Genomic DNA, 22,411 nt, shown 5'->3' with positions numbered 1-22,411 from the left:
AGGTGACGATGAGCACGACCCTGGTCGATGCGCCCGCGCACCGGTCCGACCACGACGGCGAGACCGGCGACAACGACGAGTCCACGCGGGACCGCGTGCTCCAGATCGTGGCGTCCGACGGCCCGGTCACGGCGGCCCAGCTCGCCCGCGGCCTCGGTCTGACAACGGCAGCGATCCGTCGGCACCTCTCGGTCCTCGAGGGCGCCGGGCGCATCGTCGTCCACGAACCGACCACGTGTGCCGGGCAGCCGGCTCCACGGGGTCGGCCGGCCCGTCGGTACATCGTGACGGGGCGCGGGCAGGCGGCGCTCTCCAACAGCTATCCGGAGCTCGCCGGTCAGGCACTGCGCCTGATCGAGGAGCTCGCCGGCCGCGAGGCCGTCACCGCGTTCGCCGAGCGGCGTCTCGAGGACCTCGAACGACGGCACGCGCCGACGCTCGCGGCCGCGGGCACCGACCCCCTCGCCCGGGTCCAGGCACTCGCCGCCGGCCTGACGACGGACGGGTACGCCGCGACGGCTCGACCCATCCCCGGGATGGCGACGGTCCAGCTGTGCCAAGGTCACTGCCCCGTCCAGCAGGTCGCGGCCGAGTTCCCGGAGCTCTGCGAGGCCGAGACCCACGTCTTCTCCCGCCTTCTCGGCGTCCATGTCCAGCGTCTGTCGACGCTGGCAGCCGGTGGGCACGTCTGCACGACGAACATCCCGATCGGCGCTCTCCACGTCCCTGCGGAAGGAACCCCATGACCGCTCCCACCGACAGCTCGCCCCTGACCCAGGACGAGGCCATCGCGTCGATCGGGTCGTACGGATACGGCTGGCACGACTCCGACATCGCCGGTGAGACCGCGCGGCGCGGCCTGTCAGAGGAGGTCGTCCGCAACATCTCGGCGCTCAAGAACGAGCCCGAGTGGATGCTCAAGCTGCGGCTCAAGGGTCTCCGCCTGTTCGACAAGAAGCCCATGCCCAACTGGGGCTCGGACCTCACCGGCATCGACTTCGACAACATCAAGTACTTCGTCCGCTCGACGGAGAAGCAGGCCACGACCTGGGACGAGCTCCCGGACGACATCAAGAACACGTACGACCGCCTGGGCATCCCGGAGGCCGAGAAGCAGCGCCTGGTCTCGGGCGTCGCCGCGCAGTACGAGTCCGAGGTCGTCTACCACCAGATCCGTGAGGACCTCGAAGAGCAGGGCGTCATCTTCCTCGACACCGACACCGGGCTGCGCGAGCACCCGGAGATCTTCGAGCAGTACTTCGGCTCGGTCATCCCGGTGGGGGACAACAAGTTCGCGTCGCTGAACACCGCGGTGTGGTCCGGTGGGTCGTTCGTCTACGTCCCGCCGGGCGTGCACGTCGACATCCCGCTGCAGGCCTACTTCCGGATCAACACCGAGAACATGGGCCAGTTCGAGCGGACCCTGATCATCGCCGACGAGGGCTCGTACGTGCACTACGTCGAGGGCTGCACCGCACCGATCTACCAGTCGGACTCGCTGCACTCGGCCGTGGTCGAGATCATCGTGAAGAAGAACGCACGGGTCCGGTACACGACGATCCAGAACTGGTCGAACAACGTGTACAACCTGGTCACCAAGCGGGCGACCGCCGGCGAGGGCGCGACCATGGAGTGGGTCGACGGGAACATCGGCTCCAAGGTCACGATGAAGTACCCCGCGATCTACCTCATGGGAGAGCACGCGCGCGGCGAGACACTCTCGATCGCGTTCGCCGGCGAGGGGCAGCACCAGGACGCAGGCGCGAAGATGGTCCACGCCGCGCCGCACACGTCGTCGTCGATCGTCTCCAAGTCGGTCGCGCGCGGCGGCGGTCGCACGTCCTACCGCGGGCTCGTCCAGATCCTCGAGGGTGCCCACCACTCGGCGTCCAACGTGCTCTGCGATGCCCTCCTCGTCGACCAGATCTCCCGTTCCGACACCTATCCCTACGTGGACGTCCGTGAGGACGACGTGTCGATGGGGCACGAGGCGACGGTCTCGCGCGTGAGCGAGGACCAGCTGTTCTACCTGATGTCCCGCGGGATGAAGGAGACCGAAGCCATGGCGATGATCGTGCGCGGGTTCGTGGAGCCCATCGCACGCGAGCTCCCCATGGAGTACGCCCTCGAGCTGAACCGCTTGATCGAGCTCCAGATGGAAGGATCCGTCGGCTGATGACCAGCACCACCGACCACGAGACCGCCGTACCCGGGGGCCTCTCCACCGACCACTCACGGGCGGTCGCCGACGGGACGCACACGCACGGTGTGCCGACGGTCCCCGCGAGCTCGCGGGCCCAGCGGACGACGTCGTTCGACCTCGCGGACTTCCCGGTGCCGACCGGGCGCGAGGAGGAGTGGCGGTTCGCCCCGGTCGACCGCGTCGCACCGCTCTTCGCGTCGGACCTCTCAGGACCGAAGGTCATCACCACGGTGGTCGAGGCGCCCGGGGTCGTGGTCGAGATCGTCGACCGTGACGATCCCCGACTCGGGACCGCGGGCAAGCCCGGCGACCGGTCTGCGGTCACGGCCTGGAGCTCGTTCCAGCGCGCGACCGTCGTGACGATCCCACCGCAGCTGGTCGCGGGCACCGCGACCTCGGTGCGGGTCGAGGGTGTCGACGCGTCGAACCCGACTGCGTCGCACCTGCTCGTCCATGCGCGAGAGCTGTCCGAGTCGCTCGTGGTCGTGGACCACACCGGGTCGGCGATGCTGTCGGAGACGATCGAGGTCGTCGTCGAGGACGGTGCACACCTGACGCTCGTCTCGGTGCACGACTGGGCCCCGGACACCGTCCACCTGTCGTCGCACCGGATCCGGCTCGGTCGCGACGCGACGGTCAAGCACATCGTCGTGACGCTCGGCGGAAGCATCGTCCGGGTCACCCCGGATGCCGAGTTCACCGGCGAGAACGGCTCCCTCGAGATGGTCGGTCTGTACTTCGCGGACGCCGGCCAGCACCAGGAGCACCGGCTGTTCGTCGACCACGCCGTGCCGTCGTGCCGGTCCCGGGTCACCTACAAGGGCGCGCTGCAGGGCGAAGGTGCGCACACCGTGTGGGTGGGCGACGTCCTGATCCGCGCCGAGGCCGAGGGCACGGACACCTACGAGCTCAACCGGAACCTCGTGCTCTCCGACGGGGCCCGCGCCGACTCGGTGCCGAACCTCGAGATCGAGACCGGGCTCATCGAAGGTGCCGGTCACGCCAGCGCGACCGGTCGCTTCGACGACGAGCAGCTGTTCTACCTGCGGTCGCGGGGCATCCCCGAGCCCGACGCCCGGCGCCTCGTCGTCCGGGGGTTCTTCAACGAGCTCATCCAGCAGATCGGCGTGCCCGAGGTCGAGGAGCGCCTGCTCGCCGCGATCGAGGCCGAGCTCGAGAAGAGCATGAGCATCCTCGACGCGATCGGTGGCGTCGACGCTCTCGCTGCGGCGGACGCATGAGCGCCCAGCCGGCCTGCCTGGTCGCCGACGTCGCCACGGGCGAGGCGCTCCGTGTCGAGCTCGTCGGAGAGCGTGGCCCTGTCGCGGTCGCGGTCGTGCGCGACGACGACGGCGCACTCCACGCGATCTCCGACGTGTGCTCGCACGGCGCCGTCTCGCTGTCCGACGGTGACGTGGAGGGCCGCACGATCGAGTGCTGGCTCCACGGCTCCCGCTTCGACCTGCGTACCGGTGCGGCCCTCGGGCTCCCCGCGACGCACCCCGTCCCTGTCTACCCCGTGACCGTCGACGGCGAGCACGTGCTCGTCGACGTCGACGTCGTCCACCGCCCGTCCGAGGAGAACTGACCATGTCCACGCTCGAGATCCGTGACCTGCACGTCAGCGTCGAGACCAAGGAGGGCGCGAAGCAGATCCTCCGCGGCGTCAACCTCTCCATCTCCAGCGGCGAGACGCACGCCATCATGGGCCCCAACGGCTCCGGCAAGTCGACGCTCGCCTACTCGCTCGCCGGCCACCCGAAGTACACGGTCACGTCGGGGACGGTGACGCTCGACGGTGTCGACGTGCTCGCCATGACCGTCGACGAGCGCGCACGGGCCGGGCTCTTCCTTGCCATGCAGTACCCGGTCGAGGTGCCCGGCGTCAGCGTGACGAACTTCCTGCGGACCGCGAAGACCGCGATCGACGGTCATGCCCCGAAGCTGCGCACCTGGACCAAGGAGGTCCGGGCGGCGATGGACAAGCTCCGGATGGACGAGTCCTTCGCCGCACGCAGCGTGAACGAGGGCTTCTCCGGTGGCGAGAAGAAGCGCCACGAGATCCTCCAGCTCGAGCTGCTCGCACCGAAGTTCGCGATCCTCGACGAGACCGACTCGGGTCTGGACGTCGACGCGCTCCGGATCGTCTCCGAGGGGGTCAACCGTGTGAAGGAGACCTCCGACATCGGGGTGCTGCTCATCACGCACTACACCCGGATCCTGCGCTACATCACGCCGGACTTCGTGCACGTCTTCGTCGACGGTCGGGTCGCCGAGGAAGGCGGGCCGGAGCTCGCGGACCGGCTCGAGGACGAGGGCTACGACCGGTTCCTCGGCGCGGGCGCGACCGCCTGACGGCCGTCTGAACCTGTCCGAACCTGTCTGAACCCGCTCGAACCTGCACCACGACCCACACGAGCACCGACCAGGCCCGACCGGCCTCGACGAGCCCCTACGAGCAAGGACACCGTTGTGACACAGACCGTCCATCCGCCCGGCGCGCCGTCGGGACTCACCGACGTCGAGCTCGCGGCGGTGCGCGCGGACTTCCCGCTGCTCGACCGGACCCTGCGGGACGGACGTCCGCTCGTGTACCTGGACTCCGGGGCGACGTCGCAGAAGCCCGACGTGGTCCTGGACGCCGAGCGGGACTTCTACACGCAGCGGAACGCCGCGGTGCACCGCGGGGCGCACCAGCTCGCCGAAGAGGCCACCGACGCGTTCGAAGGAGCACGTGACCAGGTCGCGCGGTTCGTCGGTGTCGCGTCGGACGAGATCGTCTGGACCTCCAACGCCACCGCGGCGATCAACCTCGTCGCCTACGCGATGTCGAACGCGACGGCCGGACGCGGCGGCGCGGCGGCGCGGCGCTTCGCGCTCGGACCGGGGGACGAGATCGTCGTCACCGAGGCCGAGCACCACGCCAACCTGGTCCCGTGGCAGGAGCTGGCCGCGCGGACCGGGGCGACCCTGCGGTGGCTCGGCCTGCACGACGACGGCCGGATCCGCACCGAGGATCTCGCGACGGTCGTGGGTGAGCGCACGAAGGTGCTCGCGTTCGGCCACGCGTCCAACGTCACCGGCGCGATCGCACCCGTCGTGGAGCTGGTCGCCCGGGCGCGCGAGGTCGGGGCGCTGACCGTGCTGGACGCCTGCCAGAGCGTGCCGCACCTGCCGGTCGACCTGGCAGCGCTCGGCGTCGACTTCGCGGCGTTCTCCGGTCACAAGATGCTCGGACCGACCGGGGTCGGGGCACTGTACGGTCGCCGGGAGCTGCTCGAGGCGCTGCCGCCCGTGATGACCGGCGGCTCGATGGTCGAGGTCGTGACCATGGAGTCCACGACCTTCGCACCGCCGCCGCAGAAGTTCGAGGCGGGGACCCAGATGGTCGCCCAGGCGGTAGGGATGGGGGCAGCCGCGGCCTACCTCGGTGAGCTCGGCATGGAGGCCGTCGCGGCGCACGAGCACGTGCTCGCGCAGGCCCTGCTCGACGCGGTCGCGTCGGTGCCGCACGTCCGCGTCCTCGGACCCACGGAGGCGGTCGACCGGTTGGCGACGGTGGCGTTCGTGGTCGACGGCGTCCACGCGCACGACGTCGGTCAGGTCCTCGACGACGCCGGGGTCGCGGTGCGCGTCGGGCACCACTGCGCGCAGCCGCTGCACCGCCGGTTCGGCATCACCGCGACGGCTCGCGCCTCGGCATCGGTCTACACGACGCTGGACGAGGTCGAGATCTTCCGGGAAGCGCTGGGCGGGGTCCGCGCGTTCTTCGGACTGACGACGAACGGAGGTGACGGTCGATGACCGCCACGGCGATGGAACAGCTCTACCAGCAGGTGATCCTCGACCACGCCAAGGACCCGTGCGGCTACGGCCTCGTGCCCCCGCACGGGGACGACGCGCGCGTGGGGGAGTCCCACCAGGTCAACACGACCTGCGGTGACGAGCTGACCCTGCGGGTCGAGATCGGGTCCGACGGCACCGGGCACGACGTCCTGCGCAGCGTCAGCTGGGAGGGCCAGGGGTGCAGCATCTCCCGCGCCTCGGTGTCGGTGCTCTCCGAGCTCGTCACGGACGCCCCGGTGGCCCAGGCCGAGAAGCTCGGTGAGACGTTCCGGGAGCTGATGCGCTCACGTGGTCTCGCCCTGGACGAGGCCGCCCAGGACGCGCTCGGCGACGCGACGGCATTCACCGGTGTGGGCAAGTTCCCGGCCCGGATCAAGTGCGCGCTGCTGGGCTGGGCCGCACTGCGGGACGCGATCGTCAAGGCAGGCGTGGGCGACGGTGTCGCGGGGCCCGACGACGGCGAGCTGGACGACGCACGACCGGACACCGCAGGGCTGAAGGAGGACGCATGAGCACCATCCCATCCGAGCGCGAGGTCCCGTCGAGCGTCGCGGACGTCGAAGAGGCGCTGCGCGACGTCATCGACCCGGAGCTCGGCATCAACGTCGTCGACCTCGGGCTCGTGTACGGCGTGACGATCGACCAGTCGAACACCGCAGTGATCGACATGACGCTGACGTCGGCGGCGTGCCCGCTGACCGACGTGATCGAGGACCAGGCCGGGCAGTCGCTCGAGGGCATCGTCGACGGGTTCCGGATCAACTGGGTCTGGATGCCGCCGTGGGGCCCGGAGAAGATCACCGACGAGGGTCGCGAGCAGATGCGGGCGCTCGGCTTCAACATCTGAGCCGGGCGGCTGACGGTCACCGGTCGGTCGTGTCGCCGATGCCTCGTGCGACGAGGGCGTCGCCGACCAGCCGTGCCCGCGCGACCGTACGGATCGCTGCCGGTACCAGCAGCGCACGGGGGTGACGCCCGAGCCCCCGCGCCCGCGCGGCGTCCCGCACCTCGGCGACCAGGTCGAGGAGCGCCGGGACGGTGCGCAGCATCAGCATCACGGCCAGGGCCGTGAGCTCGGGGTCCAGCCCGACGCGCCGCAACGGACGCACACCGCGGACGACCGCGTCGAGGAGGTCGTCGACCGGCGTCGTCGCCAGCACGACCGTGGCGGCGAGCACGAGGGCCGTGAGGTCGGACATCGCCTCGACGGCGGTGAGCCAGCCGCGCTGCCACCACTGCACGGCCCCGAGCGCGAGGACGACCATCGCGACCGGGCGGAGGCCGGCGAGCGCGACCCGGCGGGGGACCTGCGCGACGGCAGCGGCGGCGATGACGCCGGCCAGGAGGAGCATCGCGGGCACCGGACCGGGCAGGACGACGGTCGCGACACCGAGGCCGGCGAGGACGGCGAGCTTGGCCGGCACCGGTGCGCGGTGCAGCGTGGTCGTCACGGCGGGACCCGATGAGGGTGACCAGGTGGCACCGGATCCGCCTGCGCGGCGCTCTCCGCGTCTCACGGCGAGCCCGTCCCGCGCGTGGAGTCGGTCGAGGAGCCGGCGGTCATGAGGGACTCGTAGTACGCGACGCCGGCGGACGCGTCGCCGTCGTGCACCACGTGCCCACCGTCCACGACGAGGACGCGGTCGGCGCGAGCGGCGCTCGCCAGGTCGTGCGTGACCAGCAGGACCTGCTGGGTGAGCCCGTCGAGCACGGTCTCGACGTGCCGCCGCCACCGGAGGTCGAGCAGCGTCGTCGGCTCGTCGCAGACGAGGACGACCGGGTCGGTCGCGAGGACGCAGGCGAGGGCGAGGAGCTGCTTCTGGCCCCCGGACAGGGAGTGCACGGCGACGTCGGCCCGATCTCCCAGACCGAACGACTCCAGGACCGCCCGGGCACGTGAGGCGCGCTCGGCGCGAGACAGGTCGAGGCGGCGCAGGGACAGGGTCACGTCCTCGAGCGGCGTCGGCATGACGAGCTGGGCGTCGGGGTCCGTGAACACGAACCCGACGCGCCGTCGAACCTCACCGCCGTGACGTGCGGTGTCCCAGCCGTCCACCGTCACGTGCCCGGCAGCCGGCAGCACCAGTCCGTTGACGAGCCGGGCGAGCGTGCTCTTGCCGGAGCCGTTCGCCCCGATCACCGCGATCCGGCGCTCGCTGAGCGTGCACGTCAGCGGGGCAAGCAGCTGGATCGGGTCCGCGCCCGGACGTGGCCCCGGGGCGGTGACGGTCGCGGCATCGAACCGGATCACGCGGACGACGTCAACGTCGGCGGAGAAGGTCGGGGAACGCCCGGTGCACGGCGGCGGCCACGATCGCGGCGAGGGCCGCCTTGACGAGGTCGAGCGGGACGAAGCCGACGTTCCATGCGGTGGCGGTCGTGAGGGAGACGCCGGCCCGCCAGGCCATCACCGGGACCCCGACCAGGTACAGCACGACGGTCGCCCCGAGCGTCGCGGCGAGGATCACCAGCGGGCGCAGCGTGCGGTGCGCGGCCCGCTCGACCGCGAGACCTGTCAACCAGGCGACGAGAGGGAACGCGAGCAGGTAACCCACCGACGGGGTGGCGAGCACGCCGAGACCACCGGTGCCCTGCGCGAACACCGGCACCCCCGCCAGGCCGACGGCCAGGTAGAGGAGCACGGCGAGCGCGCCGCGCCGCGCACCGAGGACGGCACCGGCAAGGAGTACCCCGAAGGTCTGGAGCGTGATCGGGACCGGGACCACGCCGATCGAGACGGACGTGAGCGAGCACACCGCGAGGAAGGCTGCGAACGTCGAGACGAGGGCGACGTCGACGACGGGGGTCGCCCGAGCCATCGGCGCCGGGAGGACGGTGGCCGGGGTGTCGTGGTCTGGTGCGGCGGTCATGGTTCCCCCGAGGATCGGTGGTCGGACGGTGCACGGATCGGTGGGGCGACTGCTCGCAGCAGCGCCCGGTCGCGGCGCCGACGGCGGCAGCCCGCCGCTCGTCACGCTAGCGGAGACATAGACTTGGCTGCGTTTGTGCCTGCGGCCAACGCTCGCGGGCCATGTTCGGAGGAAACCGCAGTCGGCGCACGCCGACGCCGGAAGGACACCCCTGTGATCACTGCCCATGCCGTCGAGCTGCGCGTCGGCGCGCGCGTGCTGCTGGACGACGCGACGTTCCGCATCGCCGCAGGCGACCGCATCGGGCTCGTCGGTCGGAACGGTGCGGGCAAGACCACGCTCACCAAGACCCTCGCGGGCGAGACCCAGCCGACCGGGGGGACGATCACCCGGTCCGGTGAGGTCGGGTACCTGCCGCAGGACCCGCGCACCGGGAACCTCGACGTCGTCGCCATGGACCGGATCCTGTCGGCGCGAGGCCTCGACCAGATCGTGCGTTCCATGCGGGAGACCGAAGGGGCGATGGCGAGCGCGATCGACGAGACGCGTGACGCCGCGATGGAACGCTACGCCCGCCTCGAGGCGCGTTTCACCGCTGCCGGTGGCTACGCGGCCGAGAGCGAGGCGAGCCGGATCGCGTCCAACCTCGGCCTCGACGAACGTGTGCTCGGCCAGACGATCGGCACGCTCTCCGGTGGTCAGCGTCGGCGGGTCGAGCTCGCGCGCATCCTGTTCTCCGGCGTCGAGACCCTGCTGCTCGACGAGCCGACCAACCACCTCGACGCCGACTCGATCATCTGGCTGCGCGACTTCCTCAAGGGCTACTCCGGCGGGCTCGTCGTGATCAGCCACGACGTCGACCTGCTCCGGGCCACCGTGAACAAGGTCTTCCACCTCGACGCGAACCGCGGTGAGCTGGACCAGTACAACCTCGGGTGGGACGCGTACATCCTGCAGCGAGAGACCGACGAGAAGCGACGTCGGCGCGAGCGTGCCAACACCGAGAAGAAGGCGGCCGTCCTGCTCGCCCAGGCCGACAAGATGCGCGCGAAGGCGACCAAGGCGGTCGCGGCGCAGAACATGGCACGCCGCGCCGAGCGAATGCTGTCGTCGTTGGACGAGGCGCGGGTCTCGGACAAGGTCGCGAGGCTGAGGTTCCCCGAGCCGGCGCCGTGCGGCAAGACACCGTTGACCGCGATCGGTCTGAGCAAGTCCTACGGGTCGCAGGAGGTCTTCACCGATGTCGGCCTCGCGATCGACCGGGGGAGCCGCGTCGTGGTGCTCGGGTTCAACGGCGCCGGGAAGACGACGCTGCTCCGGATGCTCGCCGGTCTCGACACACCGGACACCGGCGAGGTCCGGGCCGGTCACGGCCTGAAGCTCGGGTACTACGCGCAGGAGCACGAGACCCTCGACCTGGACCGCACAGTGCTGGAGAACCTGCGTACCTCGGCCCCGGACCTCACCGACACGCAGGTCCGGTCGGTGCTCGGGTCGTTCCTGTTCTCCGGCGACGATGCCGACAAGCCCGCCCGGGTGCTCTCCGGCGGTGAGAAGACCCGGCTCGCTCTCGCCGCGCTGGTGGTCTCGTCGGCGAACGTGCTGCTGCTCGACGAGCCGACCAACAACCTCGACCCGGCGAGCCGCGAGGAGATCCTCGCCGCGCTGAGGGGGTACAAGGGCGCGGTGGTGCTGGTCAGCCACGACGAGGGCGCTGTGGCCGCGCTGGACCCGGAGCGGGTCGTCCTTCTGCCCGACGGTGACGAGGACCTCTTCGGCCCGGACTACCTGGACCTCATCTCGCTCGCCTGAGCGGGGCGCTGCCGGTCAGCGACCGAGCTGCGCGTCGATCAGGGCGTCCTCCTCGTCCTCGGCGGACGGGCCGCGGCGCGCGACGCTCGCGGGCACGCGACGCGGCGCGGGTGCCGTGCGCGCGCCCGGTACCGGGCCCTCGCCGCGTGCCTCCCGGAGAGCCATCCGGCCGAAGCCGATCAGGGCGCCGAGCGCGAACGTCCACCACTGGAACGCGTACGACAGGTGAGGACCGGGGTCCGTGCTCGGTGCCGGGAGTGCCGCGAGCGGTGTCGCCGGTGCCGGGGTCTCGGTGTCGAGCCCGCCGAAGACGTCGTAGGCCTGGACGTCCGCTGCGACCCCGCCGGCGTCCAGGACCTGGCGGACCGCGATGGTCTGCACCTGCCCCGGTGGTGCGCTCCTGGTCGAGACCGGTTCCTGCTGGCGCAGGTGCACCGTGATCGTGACGTGCCCTGAGGGCGGCGTCGGGGCGGCTGACGGGCTCTCCTCGGTGGACGACTGCGGGATCCAGCCACGGTCGACCACCAGGACGGGACCTGCTGCACCGTCGGTGGGGTCGAGCTGGAACGGCACGAGGACGTGGAACGCGGACTGGCTGTTCACCGGACGGTTCCGCAGGAGGACGGTCGCGCCGGTGAGGTAGTGCCCGGTGAGCGAGACCCGTGTCCACACGCGTGCGTCGGGGAGCGGGGTGTCGAGGTGGGGGAGCACCGAGGCGATCGGAACCGCAGGGGCGGAGTAGTTGGCCTTGACGACGGCGATCTCGGCGTCGACCGTCACGTGCCGTCCCCACTGCCAACGGCCGGCGAACGTGCAGCCGACGGCGAGCACGACGGCGAGCAGCACCAGACCGATGGCGCGGCGGCGGCCCCCGTTCATCGGCCCGACGACGTCTCGAGCTCGCCCACCGGGACGGTGGAGCGGTGGAACCCGCGCACGCCGAGGAACTGCTCGAGCTGCTCGCGGTGATCGGGGCACGCCAACCACACCTTGCGCCGCTCCGGTGCGTGCAGGCGGGGGTTGTTCCACAGGAGCCCCCATGTCGCGTCCTGGCGACACCCCCGTGCGCTGCACACGAGCTCCGCCACCGGGTCCGGGGCGGCGGCGGTGTCAGTCATGGTGGACGTCCTTCCCGAAGGATTCGGCTTGCGCACCCAGGGCGCGGGGGTCGATCAGCAGGGTGCTCGTCTCCCGGCGCTCTCGGCCGGCATTCGCGAGCAGCACCGCGATGTACGGCATCACCACCGCCGTCGCGACGAGAAGCCAGCTGATCCATGCCGGGACATGACTCCAGAGCACCACGACGAGCAGGAACGCGACGACCCGGATGCCCATCTGCACCAGGTAGCGCCGCTCGCGGCGGGACTGGTCCTCGGCCAGCGGCGACGGCGCGTGCGTGATGCGATGCACCTCGTCGGGCCCGGACGTCCCGGGGCGGGTCCTGCTCACTCGCAGATTTTAGCCCTGCCTCACCAGGCACCCTCGCCCGGGCGGCGCACATGCGCGGCGTGTGGTTGTACGGATCGGACAACTGCAGGGGACGAACCTAGGCGTCACGAGTCCCGCAGCCGTCGATCGTTGTCGGATACCGTCGGGCGAGTGTCCCGGACGCGCCTGACGGCCGCGACCCGGTCGGATGCCGTCCACAACCCTGGGAGGACCGTGGTGGAGCCACGAAGCGTGCTGGTGACCGGGGCGAACCGTGGCATCGGCCGCGCGATCGCGGAGCGGTTCGTCGCTGCGGGTGACAAGGTCGCGACCCTGTACCGCGGCGGTGACCTCCCTGCGGGAGTGCTCGGCGTGATCGGCGACGTCCGGGACGGCGCCAGCGTCGATGCGGCGTTCAGCCAGGTGGAAGCGGCCCACGGGCCCGTCGAGGTCCTGGTCGCCAATGCCGGGATCACCCGGGACCAGCTCCTGATGCGGATGTCGGACGAGGAGTTCGACGAGGTCCTCGACGTGAACCTCACGGGTACGTTCCGCTGCGTGCGCCGGGCGTCGAAGGGCATGATCCGACTGCGCCGCGGCCGGATCGTCCTGATCTCGTCGGTCGTCGGGCTGTACGGCGGCGTCGGCCAGGTGAACTACGCCGCGTCGAAGGCCGGGCTCGTCGGGATGGCCCGGTCGATCGCCCGTGAGCTCGGCGGGCGCGGCATCACGGCCAATGTCGTCGCCCCCGGCTTCATCGACACCGCGATGACCGGTGCGCTCCCGGAGGAGCGGCGTCAGGCGTATCTTGCCGCCATCCCGGCCGGCCGCTTCGCGCAGCCGTCGGAGGTCGCCGCCGTCGTCGAGTTCGTCGCCTCGGACGCGGCGGCGTACATCAACGGCGCCGTGATCCCCGTCGACGGTGGTCTCGGCATGGGTCACTGACCGCGGCGCTGCTCGTCCCGTCCTCTCACGCACCTCTCTCGAACCGAACGGAAGTCAGCACATGGGTCTGCTCGACGGCAAGAAGCTCCTCGTCACCGGTGTCCTCACCGAGGGCTCGATCGCCTTCCACGTGGCTCGTCTCGCCCAGGAGCAGGGCGCCGAGGTCGTCCTGACGTCGTTCGGTCGGCAGATGCGCCTCACGCAGGCGATCGCCCGACGGCTCCCCGTCGAGGCGCCCGTCGTCCAGCTCGACGTGACGTCCGAGGACGACCTCGGGGCCCTCGCCGACGCGGTGCGCGCGCACACGGACCACCTCGACGGCGTGGTGCACTCGATCGGGTTCGCCCCGCAGTCGGTGCTCGGCGGGAACTTCCTGTCGGCGCAGTGGCCCGACGTCGCGACGGCCCTCGAGATCTCGGCATACTCGCTCAAGTCGCTCGCGGTCGCGACGCAGCCGTTGCTGGTGCGGGGTGCGTCGATCGTCGGCCTCACGTTCGACGCCCGGTACGCATGGCCGGTCTACGACTGGATGGGTGTCGCGAAGGCTGCGTTCGAGGCGACCGCGCGCTATCTCGCCCGCGACCTCGGCCCGCAGGGGGTGCGGGTGAACCTCGTGTCGGCCGGTCCGATCCGGACGACGGCCGCCAAGTCGATCCCCGGGTTCGAGGAGATCGAGGGCGGCTGGTCGGACCGTTCCCCGCTCGGGTGGGACATGACGGATGCCGAGCCCACCGCGCGGGCGGTCGCCGCGCTGCTGTCCGACTGGTTCCCGGCGACCACCGGCGAGATCGTGCATGTCGACGGCGGCGTGCATGCAATGGGACTCTAGGAGGCGTGCCAGCCTCCACTGACGCCCGTCGTCTCGTCCTGCTCCGCCATGCCAAGGCCGAGCAGGCTGGTGGAGCCGTGCACGGCGACGCCCAGCGGCCTCTCGCCCTCGTCGGGCGCCGTCAGTCCGGTCAGGTCGGGCTGGCGTTGGCCTCGGCCGGGCTCCGTCCCGACCTCGTGCTGTGCTCCAGCTCCTTGCGAACCCGGCAGACCTGGGAGCTGAGCCGGGGCGCGCTCGGGACCGACGGCATCGAGGTCAGGATCGACGAGGCGGTCTACCACGCCGGGGTCGACGACCTCCTCGAGATGGTGAGAGCACTCGGCGAGGGTGTGCGCACGGTGCTCGTCGTGGGCCACGAACCCACGATGTCCCGGACGGCCGCCACGCTGGCGGGAGACGGGTCGGATGCCGCAGCGGTCGCGCGTGCGCACGCCGGTGTTCCGACCGCGACGTTCAGCGTGATCGAGACGACCGGCCCGTGGTGGTCGTTGAGTGCAGAGAACGGACGGCTGACCCGGATCGTCGCGCCGGCCCACTGACGTCGCGCTGGCCCACTGACATCGCGGCGGTCCGTCGGGAACCGGACGAGCAGTCGGTCATGGACGCTCCACGCTCGACCCGACGGTCGAGGGCGGACAGCGTCCCCTAGGAGTCGGCTGTCGGGGTCGTGCCGAGCGTCGGGCCCGCGCCCGGACCCTGGAGCGCGGTGGCGACGAGGTCCAGGACACCGTCCAGCGGACCGTCCCACGACAGGTCGACCTGCGCGCGCACGGCCGGCTTCGCACGGTAGGCGACACCGATCCCGGCGGCTGCGAGCATGTCGAGGTCGTTGGCGCCGTCCCCGATCGCGACCGTGTGCTGCAGGTCGATCCCCTCGCTCGCGGCGAACTCGCGGAGCGCAGCCGCCTTGCCGGCGCGATCCACGACGTCTCCCAGCACCCGCCCGGTCAGCCGACCGGCGATGACCTCGAGCCGGTTGGCCCGCGTCCGAGTGATCCCGAGCGGAGCCGCGAGCCGGTCGACGACCTCGTGGAAGCCGCCGGAGACCAGGGCGAGCGGCCAGCCTGCTGCGGCGAGGGTGTCGACGAGCTCCGCGGCGCCGGGGGACAGCTCGACCTCGGCCAGGACGTCGTCGAACACCGAGACGGGCAGGCCCGCAAGGGTCGCGACGCGCTCGTGCAGGGAGGCCGCGAAGTCCAGCTCGCCGCGCATCGCCCGGTCGGTGATGCGGGCGACCTGGGCCTGCGAGCCGGCGTGCGCAGCCAGGAGCTCGATCACCTCCGCCGTGATGAACGTGGAGTCCACGTCCGTCACCACGAGTCGCCGTGGCCCGGCGAGCAGCGTGCTTCGGGGGCGGCCCCCGGAACCGGGCACGTTCGGCGTCACGTTGGTCACGCCGGGAAGGGTAGTGCGCCGGGGACGGCACGGGTCATGTGCGACCGGTGTGCGGTCGCCCGTGACCCGTGCCGGCGGAGACGAGCGGTGTCAGTCGGCGGAGACGATCGTGCCCTTCGGGACCACGGTGATCCCGCTCTCGGTCACGGTGAACCCGCGCGCGCGGTCGTGGTCGTGGTCGAGGCCGATCCGTGCGCGCTCCGGGACGACGACGTTCTTGTCGAGGATCGCGCGATGGACCTGCGCGTAGCGCTCGACCTGAACCCCGTCGAGCAGCACGGAGTCGGTCACCTGCGCCCAGGAGTGCAGGTAGACCCACGGCGACAGGACCGAGCCGGAGACGGTGGCCCCGGACACGAGCACGCCGGGGGAGACGATCGAGTCCGCCGCGTGTCCCAGGCGTCCGGGACCGGCGTGGACGAACTTCGCCGGAGGGAGGCCGGTGTACCCGGTGAAGACCGGCCACAGCTCGTTGTAGAGGTTGAAGACCGGTTCGATCGAGATGAGGTCCTGGTTCGCGTCGAAGTACGAGTCGAGGGTCCCGACGTCGCGCCAGTAGTCCCGGTCCCGCTCGGTCGAGCCTGCGACGTCGTTGTGGATGAAGTCGTAGACACCGGCGGTGCCGCGGGCGACGAATGCGGGGACCAGGTCGCCGCCCATGTCGTGGCGGGACGTCGGGTTCTCCGCGTCCTCGCTGACGGCCCGGACCAGGGCGTCGGCGTTGATGACGTAGTTGCCCATCGAGGCGAGGATCTCGCCGGGGGAGTCCGCGAGCCCGATCGGGTCGCTGGGCTTCTCCCGGAATGCCGAGATGCGGTCCGGGTGCGCCGGGTCGACCTCGATGACGCCGAACTGGTCGGCCATCGCGATCGGTTGCCGGATTCCGGCGACGGTCATCTCGGCGCCGGACGCGATGTGGTGATCCACCATCTGGGAGAAGTCCATGCGGTACACGTGGTCCGCACCGACCACGACGACGATGTCGGGTCGCTCGTCCTCGATGATGTTGAGGCACTGGTAGATCGCGTCGGCGCTGCCGAGGTACCAGTGCTTGCCGACCCGCTGCTGGGCGGGGACCGGCGCGACGTAGTTGCCGAGGAGGGTCGACATCCGCCAGGTCTTCGAGACGTGGCGGTCGAGGCTGTGCGACTTGTACTGGGTGAGGACGACTATCCGTAGATAGCGCGAGTTCACCAGGTTCGACAAGGCGAAGTCGACGAGGCGGTAGATGCCACCGAACGGCACGGCAGGCTTGGCCCGGTGCGCCGTCAGAGGCATGAGCCGCTTGCCTTCTCCACCTGCAAGGACGATTGCAAGAACTCGCGGCGCTGCCATGGCCCCGACCTTAGGCCTCCAGCGTGCTGAGGGCGAGCGTGTGCGGCGGACGCGCTAGCGTGTCGCGCAGGGCGGCCCGGTCAGGGCCCGCGTCGGAAGGATCACCGTGAGAGTCGACCTGCTCACTCGCGAGTACCCGCCGCACGTCTACGGCGGTGCAGGCGTTCACGTGACCGAGCTCGCCGCGGTCCTCAGACGGACCATCGACGTGCGCGTGCGGTGCTTCGACGGACCGCGTACCGAGGCGGACGTCACCGGCTACTCGGTGCCGACCGAGCTCGCGGGCGCGAACGCGGCGCTGGCGACCTTCGGGGTCGACCTCGCCATGGCGGACGCGGTCGGTGAGGACGACGGCCGTGGTCCGGCGGACCTCGTGCACTCGCACACCTGGTACGCGAACCTCGCCGGGCACCTGGCGGGGCTGCTGCACGACATCCCGCACGTCCTGTCGGCCCACTCGCTCGAGCCGTTGCGCCCGTGGAAGGCCGAGCAGCTCGGCGGGGGCTACGCGCTGTCGAGCTGGGCCGAGCGCACGGCGTACGAGGCGGCGGCCGGCATCATCGCGGTGAGCGCCGGCATGCGTGCGGACATCCTGCGCTCCTACCCGGCCGTGGACCCGGCACGCGTCCACGTGGTGCACAACGGGATCGACCTGGCCGGGTGGGCGCGCCCGTCCGCGGCGGAGGACCTCGCGCGCGCCGACGCGGTCGTGCGCGGGCTGGGTATCGACCCGGACCGGCCGTCGATCGTGTTCGTCGGGCGGATCACCCGGCAGAAGGGTCTGCCGTACCTGCTCCGGGCGGCCGAGCTGCTGCCCCCGGAGGTCCAGCTCGTGCTGTGCGCCGGTGCACCGGACACCCCGCAGATCGCGGCGGAGGTCACGGGCCTGGTGGAGGCGCTCCGTGCGAAGCGGGACGGGGTCGTGTGGATCGAGCAGATGCTCGCCCGGCCCGAGCTCGTCGCGGTGCTCGCCAGCGGGACGGTGTTCGCCTGCCCCTCGGTCTACGAGCCGCTCGGGATCGTCAACCTCGAGGCGATGGCGGTCGGGCTGCCGGTGGTCGGGACGGCGACCGGTGGTATCCCCGAGGTCGTCGACGACGGGGTGACCGGGACCCTCGTGCCGATCGACCAGGTCACCGACGGCACCGGAACCCCCGTGCACCCCGAGGAGTTCGTCGCGGACCTGGCCGACGCGCTGACGTCGCTCGCCACCGACCCGACGCGCGCCGCGTCGATGGGGCAGGCGGCACGTCGTCGGGTGGAGGACCACTTCGCGTGGGAGGCGATCGCCGACCGCACGATCGAGGTGTACCGCACCGTCCTCGGGTGATGCCCGCGTGCGGTCGGAGGTTCTCAGTCGCCGAGCGGTGAGGTGGCCGCGGCTGCGAGGGCGTGCCGGGCGACCCGGTCGATCTCGCGCAGCGCCGTCGATCGTTGGTCCGCCTGCCAGAGGTTGACCGCTCCGCCGTCGTCCTCGGTCGCGAGACGCACGATGGTCAGCAGTCGCATCGCCGTCGTGATCACGCTCGCGCGGCGCGGGTCGAGCGAGGAGGGTGGGCCCCAGCCGGCAGGAGCGGTGCTGCGCAGCCCGACGATCGCCTCGGCGGCGTCGGGGCGCCACCGGGCGACGTCGAGCGCGGCGAGGGCCTCGGTCGCCTGCGCGAGACCGGTGCGCAACCGGCGCTCCGCATCGGCGAGGGAACCGATCTGACCCAGCACCGCGGTGCGCCAGGAGGGCACGTCGCGCACGTGCCACGAGACCAGGTGGCCGGGTTCGAGGTCGCTCCCGAACTGCTCGACGACAGGGACGACGGCGAAAGACCTCCCCTCGGCCTCGACGAGCACGCACTCGCCGGCGTCGATCGCGGCTGCGCTGACCGCCGCCGGGACCCCGGCGACGTCCCCGGGGGCAGGGAGGAGCGCTGCGCTCACGATCGGGTGGCGGCACCAGCTCGACATCGCGTCGCGCAGCGACACCTCGGTGTCCGCCCAGCCGGAGACGGTGTGCGGCTCGTCGTCGCGCTGCACCGCCTGCAGGGCACGGTCGAGCGCGTGGCCGTCGGATGGTCGCGCGTCGAGCCACAACGCGAGGAGGACCGATCGGGGGAGGTCGTGGGGGGAACCGGTCGTGCGCACGCCCTCAACCTACGACGCCGGGCTGTGTGACCGATGTCGCGCCGAGGACCGCCACGGTCGGGTCCCCGCGGGCGGCTAAGGTCTGTGGTCATGACCGACGTGCTCGACCTGCAGGGCGTGACCATCCGACGAGGCACGACGACGATCCTCGACAACGTGAGCTGGACGGTCCGGGAAGGCGAGCGCTGGGTGGTCCTCGGCCGCAACGGCGCCGGCAAGACCACCCTCCTCCAGGTCGCCTCGGGGCGGATGCACCCGACGGCCGGGACGGCAGACCTGCTGGGCGAACGCATGGGTCGGGTCGACGTGTTCGAGCTGCGGCCGCGTATCGGGCTGGCGAGTGCCGCGCTCGCGGACCGCATCCCGCCGGGGGAGACCGTGCGTGACGTCGTCCTCACGGCGGCGTACGGCGTGACGGGCCGCTGGCGCGAGACGTACGAGGACGTCGACGAGACGAGGGCTTCGGATCTCCTCTCCTTGTTCGGGGTCGACCACCTGGCGGCCCGCACGTTCGGGACCCTCAGCGAGGGCGAGCGCAAGCGGGCGCAGATCGCGCGGTCGCTCATGACCGATCCCGAGCTCCTCCTTCTCGACGAGCCCGCGGCGGGTCTCGACCTCGGCGGCCGTGAAGAGCTCGTCGCAGCCCTGAGCGAGCTCGCCGGCGACGCCCGGTCACCGGTGCTCGGGCTCGTGACGCACCACGTCGAGGAGATCCCGCCGGGGTTCACCCATGCGCTCCTGCTGCGCGGCGGCACGGTGCACGCGTCCGGGCGCCTCGAGGAGACGTTGACCGCGGAGAACCTGTCCGGGGCGTTCGGGCTCGACCTCGTGGTCGACCACCGCGACGGGCGGTGGTCCGCACGCGCGGTGCGGTGAGAGCTCGACCGCTCCGTCCGTCGACCGCCGCGCGTGGCATCCGGGGTCCTGCACGGATTCCCGTGTCGTCGGGCAAAGAACTCCTCTAGGATCGGTACAGGCGACGTCGTCGTGCTGGGGCCGCCGATGTCCAGGTGCACGGAGGAGGAACCCCCATGGGATGGCTGTGGTGGGTCGCTGGGGCCTTGGTCCTCGGTGTGGCCGAGATGCTCTCGTTGAGCCTGTTCCTGCTGATGCTCGCCGGTGGCGCACTCGCCGCGGCGATCGCCGATGCCCTCGGAGCGCCGCCGGCGGTCCAGTTCGTGATCGCGCCGGTCGTCGCTCTCGTCCTGATGGTCGGGCTGCGGCCGTGGCTGCTTCGGCACCTGCGGGAGCGTGTTCCGCTGCCGGAGACGAACGCGAACGCTCTCGTCGGCCGCGAGGCCGTCGTCGTCGCGACCGTCACCGAGGGTGGCGGACGGGTCAAGCTCAACGGCGAGGTGTGGTCGGCCCGTGCGGCCGAAGGGCGCACCTACGCGCCGGGTGCCGAGGTGACGGTCGAGCGGATCGACGGCGCAACCGCCGTCGTGAGCGACGCGGCCCCCACTGCTCCCTCCGCGACCGGAGACACCCGAGGCGTCACGTCGTGACAGCCCCACGTGCGATGCCCACTCGGGTGTCGCGCGCCCACTGCGCCGAACCGGCGCCGGGAGAAGGAGAACTATGACCAACGACCTCGCACCGGAGCAGGTCCTCGGACTGATCGTCCTGGTCCTCGCGGCGTTCTTCGTCGTGGTGACGCTCGTGCGCGCCGTGCGGATCGTTCCGCAGGCGACCGCGCTCGTCATCGAGCGGCTCGGCCGGTACTCGCGCACCCTGGAGCCCGGGCTCCACCTGCTGATCCCGTTCGTCGACCGCATCCGTGCCGGTGTCGACCTGCGTGAGCAGGTCCAGTCGTTCCCGCCGCAGCCGGTCATCACGTCGGACAACCTCGTCGTGAGCATCGACACGGTGCTGTACTTCCAGGTCACCGATCCGAAGTCCGCGGTGTACGAGATCGCGAACTACATCATGGGTATCGAGCAGCTCACCGTGACGACGCTCCGTAACGTCATCGGCTCGATGGACCTCGAGCAGACGCTGACGAGCCGCGACCAGATCAACGGCCAGCTGCGTGGCGTGCTCGACGAGGCGACCGGCCGGTGGGGGATCCGCGTCAACCGGGTCGAGCTCAAGTCGATCGATCCGCCGCAGAGCATCCAGGGCTCGATGGAGCAGCAGATGCGCGCCGAGCGTGACCGTCGTGCGGCGATCCTGACCGCCGAGGGCGTCAAGCAGTCGCAGATCCTCACGGCCGAGGGTGACAAGCAGGCCGCGATCCTGCGGGCCGAGGGGGCCGCCCAGGCGGCGATCCTCACGGCCGAGGGGGAGTCGCGGGCCATCCTCCGCGTCTTCGACGCCGTCCACGAGGGCGACGCCGACCCGAAGCTGCTTGCGTACCAGTACCTCCAGACGCTGCCCAAGATCGCCGCGAGCCCGGCGAACAAGGTGTGGATCCTCCCGTCCGAGCTGACCGGGTCGCTCGGTCAGCTGGTCCGCGGCTTCGCCGGCGAGGGCTCGAGCCCGTTCGGAGCGGCCGCGGCGGGCGAGCAGGCGGGCGAGCAGGCGCCCGAGGAGAGCACCCGGAGCGAGCGTCGGCGTCGCGTGTACGCAGGTGGAGACCTGCTCACGGCGTCGCTGCTGCTCGACCCGGCTGAGGCGCTCGCCCAGGCGCAGCGTGAGCTCAAGGCCGCCACTGACGACGCGACGAGCGCCGGGACGTTGAGCGGTCGTCCGTTCGACAAGTCCGTCGAGGCAGGTCAGGGGCCGAGCAGCCCTCGGCCCCGCACTCCGCAGGCCGATCCTGACGTGCCTGCGGCACCGGAGGCGGAACCGCCGACGGAGTAGCAGCGACAGCGTCGCGCCCGACCTCGACCCGGTCGGGCGCGACGCGATCAACACTTGTGAGTGAGTGCTCACTCAGTTAGTCTGTCGCCGTGACCACGACGGATGACCCGACAGCCGCGTGCGCGCGCGGCAGGTCGGGGCGTGCCGCGCCGCTGACGCCCGACGACCGACGCGCGCAGATCCTCACCGCGGTCGTGCCCTTGCTCCGTGAGCGTGGGCTCGACGTCAGCACCCGCGAGCTCGCCGATGCGGCCGGCGTCGCCGAGGGAACACTGTTCCGGGTCTTCCCGGACAAGCCGGCACTCCTGGCCGCCGCTGTCCGTCACGGCATCGAGCTGGCGACCGAACCTGGTCCCGGCCGGGTCGAGCTGCTCGCGATCGACCGGACGCTCCCGCTGGAGGAACGGCTGGCCCGCGTGATCGAGGTCAGCAACTCCCGCATGGCCGTGATCGTCGAGCTCATGGGTCTGATGCGCACGATCGTCGTGCGGCATCCACAGCTGACCGGCGAGGCTCCCGACCACTCGGCCCGGCACGCGCGGCTCCAGGAAGGTCACGCGTTCCTCGTCGAGTCGATCACCGACGTGATCGGACCCGACCTGCCACGCCTGCGAATTCCTGTGGACCGTGTCGTGGACCTCATGCAGACTCTCGTCGTGGCTGGTCAGCTCCCCTGGATCGGCAACCACCCACCCCTCGCCCCGGCAGAGGTGGCGGCGGTGCTCGTGCGCGGCATCCTGACCGAGCCCGACCACCCATGACCCTCGTGCCTCAGCCGAACCGGCCGGCGCCCCGGCGACACGGCGCCGT

26 protein-coding genes are annotated in these 22,411 nt (G+C 71.4%); 17 read left to right on the top strand and 9 right to left on the bottom strand.

Annotated elements, in window-relative coordinates; genetic code table 11:
* The first annotated feature begins 8 nt into the window (after positions 1-8).
* The 8 genes from LJB74_RS01745 (at position 9) to LJB74_RS01710 (ending at position 6,896) form a co-directional block, all read left to right on the top strand.
* Positions 9-746 carry a metalloregulator ArsR/SmtB family transcription factor gene (locus tag LJB74_RS01745; protein WP_259306915.1) on the top strand — a complete coding sequence of 246 codons (738 nt, stop codon included), beginning with the start codon at positions 9-11 and terminating at the stop codon, positions 744-746.
* Positions 743-2,176 carry a Fe-S cluster assembly protein SufB gene (gene sufB, locus LJB74_RS01740; protein ID WP_259306914.1) on the top strand — a complete coding sequence of 478 codons (1,434 nt, stop codon included), beginning with the start codon at positions 743-745 and terminating at the stop codon, positions 2,174-2,176. The genes LJB74_RS01745 and sufB overlap by 4 nt, the downstream gene beginning before the upstream one ends.
* Positions 2,176-3,444 (top strand): Fe-S cluster assembly protein SufD, encoded by a 1,269-nt coding sequence (gene sufD / locus LJB74_RS01735; RefSeq protein ID WP_259306913.1) that lies wholly within the window; start codon positions 2,176-2,178, stop codon positions 3,442-3,444. The genes sufB and sufD overlap by 1 nt, the downstream gene beginning before the upstream one ends.
* On the top strand, positions 3,441-3,791 hold the full coding sequence (locus LJB74_RS01730) for a non-heme iron oxygenase ferredoxin subunit (protein WP_259306912.1): 351 nt from the start codon (positions 3,441-3,443) through the stop codon (positions 3,789-3,791). Before sufD ends, LJB74_RS01730 begins: the two co-directional genes overlap by 4 nt.
* Before the next feature lie 2 nt (positions 3,792-3,793).
* Positions 3,794-4,558 carry a Fe-S cluster assembly ATPase SufC gene (gene sufC / locus LJB74_RS01725; RefSeq protein WP_259306911.1) on the top strand — a complete coding sequence of 255 codons (765 nt, stop codon included), beginning with the start codon at positions 3,794-3,796 and terminating at the stop codon, positions 4,556-4,558.
* 117 nt (positions 4,559-4,675) lie between these two features.
* Positions 4,676-6,007, top strand: coding sequence for a cysteine desulfurase (locus LJB74_RS01720; RefSeq protein WP_259306910.1), 1,332 nt, complete (start codon positions 4,676-4,678; stop codon positions 6,005-6,007).
* The gene (sufU, locus tag LJB74_RS01715; RefSeq protein WP_310650786.1) at positions 6,004-6,561 is read left to right on the top strand and encodes a Fe-S cluster assembly sulfur transfer protein SufU; all 558 of its coding nucleotides are present in this window, start codon (positions 6,004-6,006) and stop codon (positions 6,559-6,561) included. The genes LJB74_RS01720 and sufU overlap by 4 nt, the downstream gene beginning before the upstream one ends.
* Entirely contained in the window at positions 6,558-6,896 is a 339-nt protein-coding gene (locus LJB74_RS01710; protein WP_259306909.1) for a metal-sulfur cluster assembly factor, read from the top strand. Before sufU ends, LJB74_RS01710 begins: the two co-directional genes overlap by 4 nt.
* A gap of 16 nt (positions 6,897-6,912) precedes the next feature.
* Here the strand turns inward: LJB74_RS01710 and LJB74_RS01705 are convergent, their stop codons facing one another.
* The 3 genes from LJB74_RS01705 to LJB74_RS01695 form a co-directional block, all read right to left on the bottom strand.
* Positions 6,913-7,500 carry an energy-coupling factor transporter transmembrane protein EcfT gene (locus LJB74_RS01705; RefSeq protein ID WP_259306908.1) on the bottom strand — a complete coding sequence of 196 codons (588 nt, stop codon included), beginning with the start codon at positions 7,498-7,500 and terminating at the stop codon, positions 6,913-6,915.
* A 62-nt stretch (positions 7,501-7,562) separates the two neighbouring features.
* The gene (locus LJB74_RS01700) at positions 7,563-8,300 is read right to left on the bottom strand and encodes an energy-coupling factor ABC transporter ATP-binding protein (protein WP_259306907.1); all 738 of its coding nucleotides are present in this window, start codon (positions 8,298-8,300) and stop codon (positions 7,563-7,565) included.
* 10 nt (positions 8,301-8,310) lie between these two features.
* A complete protein-coding gene (locus LJB74_RS01695; RefSeq protein ID WP_259306906.1) occupies positions 8,311-8,919 on the bottom strand; it encodes a biotin transporter BioY in 609 nt (202 codons plus the stop codon).
* 213 nt (positions 8,920-9,132) lie between these two features.
* On the opposite strand from LJB74_RS01695, the gene LJB74_RS01690 reads away from it, so the two are divergent.
* Positions 9,133-10,731, top strand: coding sequence for an ABC-F family ATP-binding cassette domain-containing protein (locus tag LJB74_RS01690; RefSeq protein ID WP_259306905.1), 1,599 nt, complete (start codon positions 9,133-9,135; stop codon positions 10,729-10,731).
* A 15-nt stretch (positions 10,732-10,746) separates the two neighbouring features.
* On the opposite strand, the gene LJB74_RS01685 is transcribed toward LJB74_RS01690, so the two are convergent.
* The 3 genes from LJB74_RS01685 to LJB74_RS01675 are packed head-to-tail and all read right to left on the bottom strand — an operon-like array spanning position 10,747 to position 12,180.
* The gene (locus LJB74_RS01685; RefSeq protein ID WP_259306904.1) at positions 10,747-11,610 is read right to left on the bottom strand and encodes an SURF1 family protein; all 864 of its coding nucleotides are present in this window, start codon (positions 11,608-11,610) and stop codon (positions 10,747-10,749) included.
* Positions 11,607-11,849 carry a hypothetical protein gene (locus tag LJB74_RS01680; protein WP_259306903.1) on the bottom strand — a complete coding sequence of 81 codons (243 nt, stop codon included), beginning with the start codon at positions 11,847-11,849 and terminating at the stop codon, positions 11,607-11,609. The genes LJB74_RS01685 and LJB74_RS01680 overlap by 4 nt, the downstream gene beginning before the upstream one ends.
* Positions 11,842-12,180, bottom strand: coding sequence for a DUF3099 domain-containing protein (locus tag LJB74_RS01675; protein WP_259306902.1), 339 nt, complete (start codon positions 12,178-12,180; stop codon positions 11,842-11,844). The genes LJB74_RS01680 and LJB74_RS01675 overlap by 8 nt, the downstream gene beginning before the upstream one ends.
* 216 nt (positions 12,181-12,396) lie before the next feature.
* Between LJB74_RS01675 and fabG the strand changes: the two genes are divergently transcribed.
* The 3 genes from fabG to LJB74_RS01660 all read left to right on the top strand — a co-directional run bounded on the left by fabG (position 12,397) and on the right by LJB74_RS01660 (position 14,472).
* Positions 12,397-13,104, top strand: coding sequence for a 3-oxoacyl-ACP reductase FabG (fabG, locus tag LJB74_RS01670; RefSeq protein ID WP_310650785.1), 708 nt, complete (start codon positions 12,397-12,399; stop codon positions 13,102-13,104).
* Positions 13,105-13,165: 61 nt separating this feature from the next.
* A complete protein-coding gene (gene fabI / locus LJB74_RS01665; protein WP_259306900.1) occupies positions 13,166-13,933 on the top strand; it encodes an enoyl-ACP reductase FabI in 768 nt (255 codons plus the stop codon).
* Between the two features lie 5 nt (positions 13,934-13,938).
* Positions 13,939-14,472: a histidine phosphatase family protein gene (locus LJB74_RS01660; RefSeq protein WP_259306899.1), complete on the top strand. Its 534-nt coding sequence runs from the start codon at positions 13,939-13,941 to the stop codon at positions 14,470-14,472.
* Between the two features lie 106 nt (positions 14,473-14,578).
* Here the strand turns inward: LJB74_RS01660 and serB are convergent, their stop codons facing one another.
* Positions 14,579-15,319, bottom strand: coding sequence for a phosphoserine phosphatase SerB (serB, locus tag LJB74_RS01655; protein ID WP_259310250.1), 741 nt, complete (start codon positions 15,317-15,319; stop codon positions 14,579-14,581).
* A gap of 99 nt (positions 15,320-15,418) precedes the next feature.
* Entirely contained in the window at positions 15,419-16,663 is a 1,245-nt protein-coding gene (locus LJB74_RS01650; protein ID WP_259306898.1) for a glucose-1-phosphate adenylyltransferase, read from the bottom strand.
* Positions 16,664-16,769: 106 nt separating this feature from the next.
* Between LJB74_RS01650 and glgA the strand changes: the two genes are divergently transcribed.
* Positions 16,770-17,993 (top strand): glycogen synthase, encoded by a 1,224-nt coding sequence (glgA, locus tag LJB74_RS01645; RefSeq protein ID WP_259306897.1) that lies wholly within the window; start codon positions 16,770-16,772, stop codon positions 17,991-17,993.
* A gap of 23 nt (positions 17,994-18,016) precedes the next feature.
* Here the strand turns inward: glgA and LJB74_RS01640 are convergent, their stop codons facing one another.
* Entirely contained in the window at positions 18,017-18,799 is a 783-nt protein-coding gene (locus tag LJB74_RS01640; protein WP_259306896.1) for a hypothetical protein, read from the bottom strand.
* A gap of 90 nt (positions 18,800-18,889) precedes the next feature.
* Here LJB74_RS01640 and LJB74_RS01635 point away from each other — a divergent pair, with 90 nt between their 5' ends.
* The 4 genes from LJB74_RS01635 to LJB74_RS01620 all read left to right on the top strand — a co-directional run bounded on the left by LJB74_RS01635 (position 18,890) and on the right by LJB74_RS01620 (position 22,362).
* Positions 18,890-19,675, top strand: a complete 786-nt coding sequence (locus LJB74_RS01635; protein WP_259306895.1) for an ABC transporter ATP-binding protein — start codon at positions 18,890-18,892, stop codon at positions 19,673-19,675.
* A 155-nt stretch (positions 19,676-19,830) separates the two neighbouring features.
* Positions 19,831-20,304 carry an NfeD family protein gene (locus tag LJB74_RS01630; RefSeq protein WP_259306894.1) on the top strand — a complete coding sequence of 158 codons (474 nt, stop codon included), beginning with the start codon at positions 19,831-19,833 and terminating at the stop codon, positions 20,302-20,304.
* 73 nt (positions 20,305-20,377) lie between these two features.
* Complete coding sequence (locus tag LJB74_RS01625; protein WP_259306893.1) at positions 20,378-21,601, top strand: SPFH domain-containing protein; 1,224 nt, start codon at positions 20,378-20,380, stop codon at positions 21,599-21,601.
* A gap of 89 nt (positions 21,602-21,690) precedes the next feature.
* A complete protein-coding gene (locus LJB74_RS01620; protein WP_259306892.1) occupies positions 21,691-22,362 on the top strand; it encodes a TetR/AcrR family transcriptional regulator in 672 nt (223 codons plus the stop codon).
* Positions 22,363-22,411 lie beyond the last annotated feature (49 nt).

This window comes from Cellulomonas sp. P24 (genome assembly GCF_024704385.1).
Lineage (GTDB): Bacteria > Actinomycetota > Actinomycetes > Actinomycetales > Cellulomonadaceae > JAJDFX01.
This window is presented reverse-complemented; position numbering and strand designations above follow the sequence as displayed.